The sequence below is a fragment of the Microbacterium mangrovi genome (genome assembly GCF_000802305.1).
In the GTDB taxonomy this organism is placed as follows: Bacteria; Actinomycetota; Actinomycetes; order Actinomycetales; family Microbacteriaceae; genus Microbacterium; species Microbacterium mangrovi.
This window is the reverse complement of record NZ_JTDK01000008.1, coordinates 174383-187173: the sequence shown is the minus strand read 5'-3', so window position 1 is coordinate 187173 and position 12791 is coordinate 174383. Positions and strand designations below refer to the sequence as shown.

The following is a 12791-nucleotide window of genomic DNA, read 5'->3' as shown; positions in this document are numbered from 1 at the left end:
GGACGGGGTGGGGCGGGGCGGGTGCTTCGGTCGTCACGATGTGCGGGGCGTGCTGCGCTTCGTGACGAATGAGCGGGGACGGGGGCGGTCGGTCGTCGCGATGTGCGGGATGCGTGGCACTTTGTGACGAGTGAGCGGGGTGGGGGAGCGAGCAGGGCGGGATGCCGGATGCCGGAGGCCGGGGCTGCCCGGCTGGATGTCGGAGGCCGCTTCTAGACTGGTCGGGTGACCGCAGCTCTTTACCGCCGCTACCGGCCCGAGTCCTTCGCCGAGATGATCGGGCAGGCGCAGGTGACCGAGCCGCTGATGACGGCGCTGCGCGGCGACCGGGTGGGTCACGCCTACCTGTTCTCCGGCCCGCGCGGCTGCGGAAAGACCACGTCGGCGCGCATCCTCGCGCGCTGCCTCAACTGCGCCCAGGGGCCCACCGACACCCCGTGCGGCGTGTGCGACAGCTGTCGCGAACTGGGCCGTGGCGGGGGCGGGTCGCTCGACGTGGTCGAGATCGACGCGGCATCCCACAACGGCGTCGACGACGCCCGCGACCTGCGCGAACGCGCGGTGTTCGCCCCGGCGCGCGACCGCTTCAAGATCTTCATCCTCGACGAGGCGCACATGGTGACGCCGCAGGGCTTCAACGCGCTGCTCAAGCTCGTCGAAGAACCGCCCGACCACGTCAAGTTCATCTTCGCGACGACCGAGCCCGAGAAGGTCATCGGCACGATCCGCTCGCGCACCCACCACTACCCGTTCCGGCTGGTCGCCCCCGCCGCGATGCTCGAGTACGTGGGTGGCCTGTGCGAGCAGGAGGGGGTGCGGGTCGAGCCCGGCGTCCTCCCGCTCGTCGTGCGGGCCGGCGGCGGGTCGCCGCGCGACACGCTCTCGCTGCTCGACCAGTTGATCGCCGGCTCCGATCCGGCGGACGGCGGCGGCGTGACCGTGCGCTACGACCGCGCAGTCGCTCTCCTCGGCTACACGCCGGCCGAACTGCTCGACGAGGTCGTCGACGCCTTCGCGGGCGAGGACGCGGCGGCGGCCTTCAACGCCGTCGACCGGGTGGTGCAGACCGGGCAAGACCCGCGCCGGTTCGTCGACGACCTGCTCGAACGGCTGCGCGACCTGATCGTGATCGCTGCGACCGGTGCCGGGGCCGCTTCGGTGCTGCGCGGGGTCCCCGCGGACGAGCTGCAGCGGATGACGCAGCAGGCCGAGCAGTTCGGCTCCGCCCGGCTCTCCCGCATCGCCGACATCGTCGTGACGACCCTCGACGAGATGACCGGCGCCACGTCCCCCCGGCTGCAGCTCGAGCTCATGATCGCCCGCGTCCTCGCGCGCGGGGGAGCGGGCGCCGCATCCGCCCCACCCCCGGTCGTTGAGCGAGCGAAGCGAGACGAAACGCGTCCCCCCGCCGAACCTGCTCCCGCCCAGCCCGCAGCCGCTCACCCCGCAGCCGCTCAGCCCACGGCCGCCGAGCCCCCGGCCGCCCCGCCCGCAGCCGCTCAACCCCCGGTCGTCGAGCGCCCTTCGTCTGGCTCCGCTCGCTCAGGAACCGCGGAGCGAGACGAAACGCGTCTCCCCGCCGAATCTCCGACCCCCGCAGCCGCCCAGCCCCCGGTCGCCGAACCCGCCCCGTCCGCACCGGCACCCGCCGCATCCGGTCCGGTCGACCTCGACCGCATGCGCGGGTCGTGGCCGCAGGTGCTCACCGCCCTCGAGGGCATCAGCCGCCCGTCGTGGATGCTGGTGATCGCCGCGAATGTGGCATCCCTCGACGGCGACGTGCTCACGCTCACTTTCGCGAGCGCGTCCGACGTCGCCAAGTTCAAGCAGCGCCCGGGCGGTCCCAGCGAAGACCTGCGCACCGCGATCGAGCAGGTGCTCGGCCTCCGGGTCAAGTACATCGCCCGGCAGGACGGCCCCGACGGGCCGGGCGGCCCCGGCGGGTCGGGCCCGTCGGGCTCGGGTCCGCGCAGCAGCGGTCCGGATGCGGGCCCGGCACCCGACGCGCCGCCGCGCGACCCTGCACCCCGCGACCGCTCGCCACGCGACGAGCCCCGGCGCGACCCGTGGGCCGACGCCCCGCCGCCCGCGGACGCCACCCCGCCCGCCGACGAACCGCGGCCCGCCGAGGCAGGCGCCCCCACGGCCCGTTCCGCCGCGCCGATGCGGGCATCCACCACGGCGCCGGTGATGACCGCCCCCGCCCCGCGCCCCGTCGACCGTGACCTGCCCCCCGTGACCGACTGGGCCGTGGCCGCCATCCCCTCCGGTCCGGCTCCCGGCCTCGCCGTCGACGACGACCCCGATGACGACGGCGGGTTCCCGCCGCCGACGGATGCCGATGCGCCGCCCGCCGACGGCGACGTGCTCCCGGCCGACGTCGTCGAGACCTCGCTCGAACCCGCCGACGAAGACGAGCGGTACGCCGACGAGGTGCCGGTCGACCGGCCGATCCCGCCGACCGTCGTGCCGGCGCAGCCGCCCGCCCCCGCGGCCCAGCGCGCTCCGGAACCCGCCGCGCGCGAGGCATCCCGTCGTCCGGCGACGGGCGGCATCCAGCGCTACGGCGAAGCCGTCGTGCGCCAGATGCTGGGCGCCACGTTCGTGCGTGAAGAGCCCTACGAGACGGGCACGAGGTTCAACTGATGTACGACGGCATCGTCCAAGACCTGATCGACGAGTTCGGGCGGCTTCCGGGCATCGGCCCGAAGTCGGCCCAGCGCATCACGTTCCACATCCTCCAGACGCCCAACTTCGACGTCTCGCGGCTGTCCGAGCTGCTGCACGACGTGCGCGAGAAGGTTCGGTTCTGCGAGGTGTGCGGCAACGTCTCCGAGCAGGAGCGCTGCGCGATCTGCCGCGATCCGCGCCGCGACCAGACCCTCATCTGCGTGGTCGAAGACGCGAAGGACGTCGCCGCGATCGAGCGCACCCGCGAGTTCCGCGGGCTCTACCACGTGCTCGGCGGCTCGATCAGTCCGATCGCGGGCATCGGCCCCGACGACCTCCGCATCGCCCAGCTGATGCAGCGCCTCGCCGACGGCACCGTGCAAGAGGTGATCCTCGCCACCAACCCCAACCTCGAGGGAGAGGCGACAGCCACCTACCTCAGCCGGCTGCTGACCAGCCTCCAGATCTCGGTCACGCGGCTCGCGTCCGGCCTGCCCGTGGGTGGCGATCTCGAGTACGCCGACGAGGTCACCCTCGGCCGCGCCTTCGAGGGCCGGCGATCGGTGTGAACAAGACCACGCACGCGGTGTCGGTCCGCGCATGGTGGCTGTACGCCGCCATGGCGCTTCTCTGGGGCATCCCCTACCTGTTCATCAAAGAGGCCGTCGCGACGATCTCGCCGGCCGGCGTCGTCGCCGGGCGCACGCTGCTGGGCGCGCTGATCCTGCTGCCGTTCGCCCTGAAGGCCGGCGCTCTGCGTCCCGCCCTGAAGCTGTGGCCCTGGGTGCTGCTGTTCGGCGCGATCGAGATGGCCGGACCCTTCATGCTGCTGAGCCGGGCCGAGACCGTGCTGCCGTCGGGGCTCACCGGACTCCTCGTCTCGACCGTGCCGCTGTTCGCCGCGATCATCGCGCTGCTGTCGGGCGACCGCGGGATGCTCAAACCGACCCGCGCCGCGGGACTCATCCTCGGCTTCATCGGCGTCGCCGTCATCGTCGCCGGACCATCGCTGCAGGCATCCGGTCCGGAGGCGTTCATCGCCGTCGGCGAGGTGCTGCTGACCGCGATCCTCTACGCGACGGCACCCTTCGTCGTCGCGCACAAGCTGCCCGACGTGCCGTCGCTCGGCACGATCACGCTGTCCCTGGGCGCCGTCGGCCTCGTGTACCTGCCGATCGGGCTGCTCACCCAGCACGGCGTGCCGTCCCTGCGAAGCAGCGTGTCGCTGCTTCTTCTCGCGGTGCTCTGCACGGCGGTCGCGTTCATCGCGTTCTTCGCCCTCATCGGCGAGGTCGGCCCGGCGAAGGCGGGTCTTTTCACCTACGTCAACCCGGTGGTCGCACTCGCCCTCGGCGCCGTCATCCTCGGCGAGCCGATCACCGCCGGGCTGCTGATCGGATTCCCGCTGGTGCTGGTCGGCTGCTGGCTGGCCGCGACCGGCGGCAGGATCCGGGCGCCCAGGCCGCCCGCCGAGCTCGCCGACAGCGAGCTCCCGCCCGTCGCCTCCTGAGCCGTCGCCGGGCGTCATCGGGCGGTCGGGATGCCGCGGCATCCGTAGAATCGAGGTGCGGCACTCTGCCGCACACGAACCCGGGAGTCGCACAGTGGCATTGATCGTGCAGAAGTACGGCGGATCGTCCGTCGCGGACGCGTCGAGCATCAAGCGCGTCGCGAAGCGCATCGTGGACACCCGTCGTGCCGGGCACGAGGTCGTCGTCGCGGTCAGCGCGATGGGCGACACCACCGACGAACTCCTCGACCTCGCCGACCAGGTCGCGCCGATCCCGGCTCCGCGCGAGCTCGACATGCTGCTCTCGTCGGGGGAGCGCATCTCCATGGCGCTGCTGGCGATGGCGATCCACTCGATGGGCTTCGAAGCGCGGTCGTTCACCGGCAGCCAGGCCGGCATGATCACGGATGCCACCCACGGCGCGGCGCGCATCGTCGACGTCACGCCGGTGCGCCTGCGCGAAGCGCTCGACGAGGGCGCCATCGTGATCGTCGCGGGCTTCCAGGGGTTCAACCGCGACACCCGCGACATCACCACCCTCGGGCGCGGCGGATCCGACACCACCGCCGTCGCCCTCGCCGCCGCCCTGAACGCCGACGTGTGCGAGATCTACTCCGACGTCGACGGCATCTTCTCGGCCGACCCGCGCGTCGTGCCCAAGGCGCACAAGCTCGATCACATCTCCAGCGAAGAGATGCTCGAGCTCGCCGCCAACGGCGCGAAGGTCCTCTACATCCGGGCCGTCGAGTACGCCCGCCGCCACGGCGTGCTCATCCACGCCCGGTCCACATTCAGTTCGAGCGAGGGCACCCTGGTGCTCAACCAAGCCCGTCGCGAGCAGCTCGCAGCCCAAGGAGAGCACATGGAAGAGCCCGTCGTCGCCGGTGTGGCCACCGACCTCAGCCAGGCCAAGGTCACCGTCATCGGCGTTCCCGACGTTCCCGGCAAAGCCGCCGAGATCTTCAAGATCGTCGCGAAGTCCGGTGCGAACGTCGACATGATCGTGCAGAACGTGTCGGCGGCGACCACCGGTCGCACCGACATCTCGTTCACGCTGCCCAAGACCGATGCGGCGGCCGCGCTCAAGGCACTGGCCGGCGACCAGGCCGAGGTCGGCTTCCTCAGCCTCGTGCACGACGACCAGGTGGGCAAGCTCTCCGTCGTCGGCGCCGGCATGCGCACCCACTCGGGCGTCTCCGCGACCCTGTTCGAGGCGCTGTCGACCGCGGGCATCAACATCGAGATGATCTCGACGTCCGAGATCCGCATCTCGGTCGTGGTGCGCGCCGACGACATCGCCGAGGCCGCCCGCGTCGTGCACACCGCCTACGGACTCGACGGCGACACCGAAGCCGTCGTCTACGCCGGCACCGGTCGCTGACCTGCGGCATCCCGCGCCCGTCGCTTCGTCTCGCTTCGCTCGTCACCTTCGGCGCTGTGCCGCGCGCTTCGTGACGACTGAGCAGAGACCTCGTCGCCGCACGCCGCGCCCGGTCCACCGCCCCAGAACAGGAAGATCGCCGGGGACAGGACGATTCCGCCGGCATCCTGCTGTTCTCGGCGATTCGCCTGTTTTCGGCGGCGGCTCGGGGCGGGATGCCGACACATGGGGATCGGGGTATATGTGCGCCGGTAAACTGGGCCAAACCGCAACGAGCCGTGGAGGCACCATGACCCGCATCTCTGACTCTGGATACTCCGTCGCCATCGTCGGCGCCACCGGACAGGTCGGCACGGTCATGCGCGAGATTCTGGCCGAGCGGAGCTTCCCGATCGGGGAGCTGCGTCTGTTCTCGACCGCCCGCTCCGCGGGCCGTGCCATCGAATTCGGCGGCCACGAGATCCTCGTCGAGGATGTCGCGACCGCCGACCCGGCCGGCATCCAGATCGCCCTCTTCTCGGCCGGCGCGACCGGCAGCCGCGCCCACGCGCCGCGCTTCGCCGAGGCCGGCGCCGTCGTCATCGACAACTCCAGCGCCTGGCGCATGGACCCCGAGGTTCCGCTCGTGGTGAGCGAGGTCAACCCGCACGTGATCGACGACGCCGCCAAGGGCATCATCGCGAACCCGAACTGCACCACGATGGCCGCGATGCCGGTGCTGAAGCCGCTGCACGCAGCTGCCGGGCTCGAGCGCCTCATCGTCAGCACCTACCAGGCCGTCTCCGGCTCCGGCCTCGCCGGGGCGCAGGAGCTCCTCGGCCAGGTCGAGGGCGTGCTCGCGCAGAACAACACGCTCGCGCTCGTGCACGACGGCTCCGCGGTCGACTTCCCGCAGCCCGAGAAGTACGTCGCGCCGATCGCGTTCGACGTGATCCCGCTCGCGGGCAACCTCGTCGACGACGGCGACAACGAGACCGACGAAGAGAAGAAGCTGCGCAACGAGAGCCGCAAGATCCTCGAACTGCCGGGCCTCCGGGTCGCGGGCACCTGCGTGCGCGTTCCCGTCTTCACCGGCCACTCGCTGACGATCCACGCCGAGTTCGCCTCCGACATCACGCCCGACCGCGCCCGCGACATCCTCGCGTCGGCGCCCGGCGTGGTGCTCGAAGAGGTCCCGACGCCCCTGCAGGCCGCCGGCAACGACCCGAGCTACGTGGGCCGCATCCGCACCGATCAGTCCGCTCCCGAGGGCAAGGGCCTGGTCCTGTTCATCAGCAACGACAACCTCCGCAAGGGCGCGGCGCTGAACGCCGTGCAGATCGCCGAGCTGGTCGCCGAGCGGCTCGCACAGCGCGTCGCGGCCTGAGGCCGCGGGAGCCGGCATCCCGACGAAAGGAACGTCCGTGAACCAGCAGAAGCAACTCCGAACCCCCGGGCAGCGCGTCGGTTTCGGGATCCTCACCGTCCTGCAGCTGACGTTCGCCTTCCTGGCGTTCTGGGATCTCGCCCACCGCGAGGCGGACGAGGTCACCGGCAAGAAGGCCGCGTGGGTTCCGGTGATCCTCGTCAACTGGATCGGTCCGGCGGCGTACTTCCTGTTCGGCATCCGTCGCTGACACTGCGTACAGTCGGGGCACCCTCACCGGCCGCGGTGGCGGGTCGGGGTGCCTCCGGCCGAGCCTAGGATGGACCCGTGACTGAAAACGTCGACGTACTCCTCATCGGCGGTGGCATCATGTCCGCCACCCTCGGAACGTTCCTGCAAGAGGTGCAGCCGGACTGGAAGATCGCGCTTTTCGAGCGCCTTCCGGAGGTCGCGCAGGAGAGCTCGAACGCGTGGAACAACGCCGGGACCGGCCACTCCGCCCTGTGCGAGCTGAACTACATGCCCGAGGGCCCCGGCGGTGCGCTCGACCCCGCCAAGGCGATCTCGATCAACGAGCAGTACCAGCTCAGCCGCCAGTTCTGGGCGTCGCTGGTGCAGCGCGGGGTGCTCGACGAGCCGACGACGTTCATCAACTCCACCCCGCACATGACGTTCGTGCACGGTGAGAAGGACGTCGACTTCCTGCGTCGCCGGTACGAGGTGCTCAAGCAGCAGCCGCTGTTCGCCGGCATCGAGTACACCGAGGACTCCCGCGTCATCAACAAGTGGGCGCCGCTGCTGACCCAGAAGCGCCTGGCCGGCGAGCCGATCGCCGCCACGCGCGTCGAGACCGGAACCGACGTCGACTTCGGCGCGCTCACCGTGCAGCTGGTCGAGAACCTCCGCAAGGGCGGCGCCGACGTGCGCACCAACACCGAGGTGCGCTCGCTCAAGCAGCTCTCCGACGGCACCTGGCGGGTCAAGTACCGCCGCTCCGTGGGCCAGGCCCCGGGCGAGATCCGTGCGAAGTTCGTGTTCGTCGGCGCCGGCGGCTGGGCGCTGCGTCTGCTGCAGAACTCCGGCATCCCCGAGATCAAGGGCTACGGGTGCTTCCCGATCGGCGGACAGTGGCTCTACACGTCCGACCCGAAGATCGTGTCGCAGCACAAGGCGAAGGTCTACTCGCAGGCATCCGTCGGCGCCCCGCCGATGTCGGTGCCGCACCTGGACACCCGCGTGGTCGACGGCGAGGAGTCGGTCCTGTTCGGCCCGTTCGCGACGTTCAGCCCCAAGTTCCTGAAGAACGGGTCGATGTGGGACATCGTGCGCCAGGTGCGCCCGTCGAACCTCGGCAGCATGCTGAAGGTCGGGCTCACGAACTTCGACCTGATCAAGTACCTCGTCACTGAACTCAGCAAGAACCACCACCGCAAGGTGGAGTCGCTGCGCGAGTACGTCCCGACCGCGAAGGACGACGACTGGAAGCTGCTCCAGGCGGGCCAGCGCGCTCAGGTGATGGTCGGCGGCAAGCTGCAGTTCGGCACCGAGGTGATCAACGCCGAAGACGGGTCCATCGCCGGCCTGCTGGGCGCCTCGCCGGGCGCGTCGACCGCCGTGCCGATCATGCTGGAGCTCATGGAGAAGTGCTTCCCGGAGCAGTTCCCGGGCTGGAAGAGCACCATCAGCGAGCTCATCCCGACGTACGGACAGAAGCTCAACGGGCAGCCCGAGCTGGCGCACGAGACGATGGTGGCGTCGGCGGACGTGCTCGACCTCACCGAACCGGCGCCGTTCTCGCAGCCCTCGCTGACCCGCTGACCCGGCCCCCGCGGCGCGGCCGTTAAACTCGCCGGGTGGCAAAACTGTACTTCCGCTACGGCGCGATGAACTCCGGCAAGTCCACCGCGCTGCTGCAGGCGGCGTACAACTACGAGGAGCGCGGACAGCACGTGCTGCTGGCCAAGCCGACGATCGACACGAAGGATGCCGACCGCATCTCGAGCCGGCTCGGCGTCACCCGTGAGGTCGACTTCCTGGTGGATGCCACGGCCGACATCCGGGCGCTGTTCGCCGAGCACCGCGCCCGCGTGCAGCAGCAGGCCCGCGATGCGCTGGTGCCCGACGCGGACGCGACGCGCGCGGACGTGGCCTGCTTGCTGATCGATGAAGCGCAGTTCCTCACGCGCGATCAGGTGGACGACCTGCTGCGCATCGTGGTGCTCGACGGCATCCCGGTGCTCGCGTACGGCATCCGCACCGATTTCCAGACGCAGGCGTTCCCGGGGTCGCGGCGCCTGATGGAGCTGGCCCACAGCCTCGAGGAGCTGAAGACGATCTGCCGCTGCGGGCGAAAGGCGCTGTTCAATGCGCGCCTCGTCGGCGGGCGGTTCGTGTTCGACGGAGACCAGGTCGCGATCGACCAGCTCACCGCCGAGCGCGTCACCTACGAGTCGATGTGCGCCGAGTGCTACCTGGCTGAGTCCGGCGGCCGTCTGGGCTGACGACGCCCGTCAGACGCCCTGGCGGGCCTCCCAGCCGGTGCGGACCATGTCATCGACCGTGTAGCGGTTGGCCCAGTCCAGGTCGCGGGCGGCGAGGTCGCCGGTGGCGACGATCCGGTCCGGGTCGCCGGGGCGGCGCGGACCGATCGCCGGGGTGAAGTCGATGCCGGTGACCCGCGCCATGGCGTCCATGATCTGCTTGACGCTGAGCCCGTTCTGCGAGCCCAGGTTGTAGGCCGCCTCGATCGGCTCGCCCGCGGCGAGGAGCTGGGCGGCGACGACATGCGCGGCGGCGATGTCGGCGACGTGCACGTAGTCGCGCACGTTGGTGCCGTCCTCCGTGGCGTAGTCGTCGCCGTTGATCGTGGGCGTCTCGCCGGCGATCAGCTTCTCGAACACGATCGGAAAGAGGTTGTGCGGGCTCACGTCGTACACCGACGGGTCGCCGGACCCGACGACGTTGAAGTAGCGCAGCGACGTGTGGCGCAGCGGATGCTCCGACTCGGCGGTCGCGACGGCCTGATCCCGGATCAGCCACTCGCCGATGAGCTTGGACTCGCCGTACGGCGACGTCGGGTTCTTCGGGAGGTCTTCGGTCACGAGCGGCACCGACGGGGTGCCGTAGACGGCGGCCGACGAGGAGAACACCAGGTTCGCGACGCCTGCGGCCTCCATCGCCTCGAGCACCACCCGGGTGCCCTCCACGTTCTGCGCGTAGGTGTGCAGCGGGCGCCGCACCGACACCCCGGCGTACTTGAAGCCGGCGACGTGGATGACCCCGGCGCAGTCGTGCTCGCGCAGGGTCTGCTCGACGGCATCCCGGTCGAGGATGGATGCCTCGACGAACGGGACGTCGTCGGGCACGAACCCGCGTCGTCCGCTGGAGAGGTCGTCGAGCACCACCGGAGGGATGCCGGCATCCGCCAGCGCCCGGACGATGTGTGCTCCGATGTATCCGGCCCCGCCGGTCACAAGCCACGTCATGGTTCCACGCTATCGATGAGAGATGAACGGTCGGGGTGCGCACCCGCCGACGGGTGCACGGCGAACACGCGCGGCGGGGTGAATCCGGATGCCGCGAACGCGCGGATCGCGGCATCCTCGACCGCCGCCGCGCCGGACGCCTCGACGAGGGCGATGGCGCAGCCGCCGAATCCGCCGCCGGTCATGCGGGCGCCGATTGCCCCCGCCGCCAGCGCTGCCTCGACGGCGACGTCGAGTTCCGGGCAGGACACTTCGAAGTCGTCGCGCAGCGACACGTGCGAGGCCGTGAGCAGGTCGCCGATGGCGCGCGGCCCGTGCTCGGCGAGCACCGCGACGGTGTCGAGCACCCGCTGGTTCTCGGTGACGACGTGCCGCACGCGGCGGAACGTGACCTCGTCGAGCAGCTCCGCGGCGCGAGGCAGATCGGCGACGCCCACGTCGCGGAGCGCCTCGACTCCGAGCGCGGTGGCGCCTCGCTCGCACGCCGCCCGCCGGTCGGCGTAGCCGCCGGTCGAGTGGGCGTGCTCCACGCGCGTGTCGATCACGACCACCTGCAGCCCGGCGGCCGCGAAGCCGAGCGGGGTGGGACGGGCGTCGAGGGTGCGGCAGTCGAGCAGGATCGCGGCATCCTCCTCGCCGAGGAAGGACGCCATCTGATCCATGATCCCGGTGGGCGCGCCGACGGCCTCGTTCTCGGCGAGGCGTCCGACCTGGGCGAGCCGCACCGGCGAGAGACCCGCCCGCCAGACGTCGTTCAGGGCGGATGCCACGGCGCCCTCGATCGCGGCAGACGAGGACAGCCCCGACCCGACCGGCACGTCGGAGGCGAGGGCGATGTCGACGCCGACGGGCGTGACGGCGGCGGAGCGCTGCAGCGCCCACGCGACGCCGAGCGGGTAGCCGGCCCAGGCGGGGAGGTCTCGGGCGGCGGGGTCGGTGGCGAAGAGCTCGTCGAGGTCGGCGATCGCGATCTCGACCGGGTCGCCGTCGGCGAAGGTCGACGCGACGCGGATCCGGGCGTCGTCGCGCACGTGCACGGCGGCCACGGTGCGTCGGTCGATCGCGAACGGCAGCGCGAAGCCGTCGTTGTAGTCGGTGTGCTCGCCGATGAGGTTGGCACGGCCGGGCGCCGACCAGGTCCCGGCGGGGCCGCCGTCGTCGGTCAGCCGGGCGAGCAGTGCCTGGGCGTCGTCGGTCGTGCTCATGCGGGAAGCTCCGCGATCGCATCGCGCAGGCGCTCGGCGGCCTGCTCGGGCGGCACGTCCCCGATCCAGGCGCCCATCGCGGCCTCGGAGCCGGCGAGGAACTTCAGCCGGTCGGCGGCGCGGCGCGGGCTCGTCAGCTGCAGGTGCAGGCGGGCGCCGTCGCGGCCGACGTTCACCGGAGCCTGGTGCCAGGCGGCGATGTACGGGGTGGGGGAGTCGTAGACGGCATCCACTCCGCGAAGGAGTCGCAGGTACAGCGAGGCGAGTTCGTCGCGCTCGGGGCCGGTCGTCTCGGCGAAGTCGGCGGCGTGGCGGTGCGGCACCAGGTGGACTTCGAGCGGCCAGTGCGCGGCGAACGGCACGAACGCCGTCCAGTGCTCACCCTGCAGCACGACCCGCGACGACGCGTGCTCGAATTCGAGGATGCGGTCGAAGAGGTCGGTGCCGGTGCGCTCGATGCTCTCCAGCAGGCGGGTGGTGCGCGGCGTGACGTACGGGTACGCGTAGATCTGACCGTGCGGGTGGCCGAGGGTGACGCCGATCGCCTCGCCACGATTCTCGAACGGGAACACCTGCTGCACGCCGGGGAGGGCCGACAGGGCGGCGGTGCGGTCGGCCCACGCCTCGATGACGGTGCGCGCGCGGGTCTCGGTCTGGGTGCCGAACGACCCCTGCGTGTCGGGGCTGAAGCAGACCACCTCGCACCGGCCGACGGAGGTGCGCGTGCGCCCGAGCCCGAGGGTGGCGAGGTCGTCGAGTCCGCGCGGTGCGTCGAAGGCGTCGGTCGCAAGGGCCGGTCCGAACGACGGGGAGCGGTTCTCGAACACCGCCACGTCGTAGAGCGCGGGGATCTCGCTCGGGTTCGCAGGGGTCTGCGGGGCGAGCGGGTCGAGTTCGGCGGGCGGCAGGAACGCCCGGTTCTGACGGGCGGCGGCGACCGAGATCCAGTCGCCGGTGAGCACGTCGAGGCGCATCGTCGCGGTGTCGGGCCGGGGGTCGAGCGCGCGGGCGTCCACGGCGCGGTCGGGTCCGAGGGTCGTGCCGGGGTCGTCGTAGTAGAGCAACTCGCGGCCGTCGGCCAGCGACGCCGTGCGACGGACGACGCCGGCGCCGAGAGTGACCGGCGCGCTCGCGGCGGTTTCAGGCATGTTCACGTCAACACGGTACCGCGTGC

At 71.4% G+C, this 12791-nt stretch carries 11 protein-coding genes; 8 read left to right on the top strand and 3 right to left on the bottom strand.

Annotated features, from left to right (window positions below; genetic code table 11):
* Nucleotides 1-225: 225 nt before the first annotated feature.
* From LK09_RS10355 to LK09_RS10320, 8 genes are all read left to right on the top strand, one after another.
* Nucleotides 226-2646: a DNA polymerase III subunit gamma and tau gene (locus LK09_RS10355; RefSeq protein WP_039398908.1), complete on the top strand. Its 2421-nt coding sequence runs from the start codon at nucleotides 226-228 to the stop codon at nucleotides 2644-2646.
* Nucleotides 2646-3239, top strand: coding sequence for a recombination mediator RecR (gene recR, locus LK09_RS10350; protein ID WP_039398906.1), 594 nt, complete (start codon nucleotides 2646-2648; stop codon nucleotides 3237-3239). Before LK09_RS10355 ends, recR begins: the two co-directional genes overlap by 1 nt.
* On the top strand, nucleotides 3236-4180 hold the full coding sequence (locus LK09_RS10345) for a DMT family transporter (RefSeq protein WP_231563011.1): 945 nt from the start codon (nucleotides 3236-3238) through the stop codon (nucleotides 4178-4180). The genes recR and LK09_RS10345 overlap by 4 nt, the downstream gene beginning before the upstream one ends.
* Before the next feature lie 94 nt (nucleotides 4181-4274).
* Nucleotides 4275-5561, top strand: coding sequence for an aspartate kinase (locus LK09_RS10340; RefSeq protein WP_039398904.1), 1287 nt, complete (start codon nucleotides 4275-4277; stop codon nucleotides 5559-5561).
* Nucleotides 5562-5850: 289 nt separating this feature from the next.
* A complete protein-coding gene (locus LK09_RS10335; protein WP_039398902.1) occupies nucleotides 5851-6927 on the top strand; it encodes an aspartate-semialdehyde dehydrogenase in 1077 nt (358 codons plus the stop codon).
* Between the two features lie 37 nt (nucleotides 6928-6964).
* Nucleotides 6965-7177 (top strand): PLDc N-terminal domain-containing protein, encoded by a 213-nt coding sequence (locus tag LK09_RS10330; RefSeq protein ID WP_039398900.1) that lies wholly within the window; start codon nucleotides 6965-6967, stop codon nucleotides 7175-7177.
* A 77-nt stretch (nucleotides 7178-7254) separates the two neighbouring features.
* The gene (gene mqo / locus LK09_RS10325) at nucleotides 7255-8745 is read left to right on the top strand and encodes a malate dehydrogenase (quinone) (RefSeq protein ID WP_039398898.1); all 1491 of its coding nucleotides are present in this window, start codon (nucleotides 7255-7257) and stop codon (nucleotides 8743-8745) included.
* A gap of 35 nt (nucleotides 8746-8780) precedes the next feature.
* Nucleotides 8781-9428: a thymidine kinase gene (locus LK09_RS10320; RefSeq protein ID WP_039398897.1), complete on the top strand. Its 648-nt coding sequence runs from the start codon at nucleotides 8781-8783 to the stop codon at nucleotides 9426-9428.
* Between the two features lie 9 nt (nucleotides 9429-9437).
* On the opposite strand, the gene galE is transcribed toward LK09_RS10320, so the two are convergent.
* Genes galE through galT form a run of 3 tightly spaced genes read right to left on the bottom strand, consistent with a single transcriptional unit; the run spans nucleotide 9438 to nucleotide 12765 of the window.
* A complete protein-coding gene (galE, locus tag LK09_RS10315; protein ID WP_039398895.1) occupies nucleotides 9438-10412 on the bottom strand; it encodes a UDP-glucose 4-epimerase GalE in 975 nt (324 codons plus the stop codon).
* On the bottom strand, nucleotides 10409-11617 hold the full coding sequence (gene galK, locus LK09_RS10310; protein ID WP_039398893.1) for a galactokinase: 1209 nt from the start codon (nucleotides 11615-11617) through the stop codon (nucleotides 10409-10411). Before galK ends, galE begins: the two co-directional genes overlap by 4 nt.
* Nucleotides 11614-12765: a galactose-1-phosphate uridylyltransferase gene (gene galT / locus LK09_RS10305; protein ID WP_039398998.1), complete on the bottom strand. Its 1152-nt coding sequence runs from the start codon at nucleotides 12763-12765 to the stop codon at nucleotides 11614-11616. The genes galK and galT overlap by 4 nt, the downstream gene beginning before the upstream one ends.
* Nucleotides 12766-12791 lie beyond the last annotated feature (26 nt).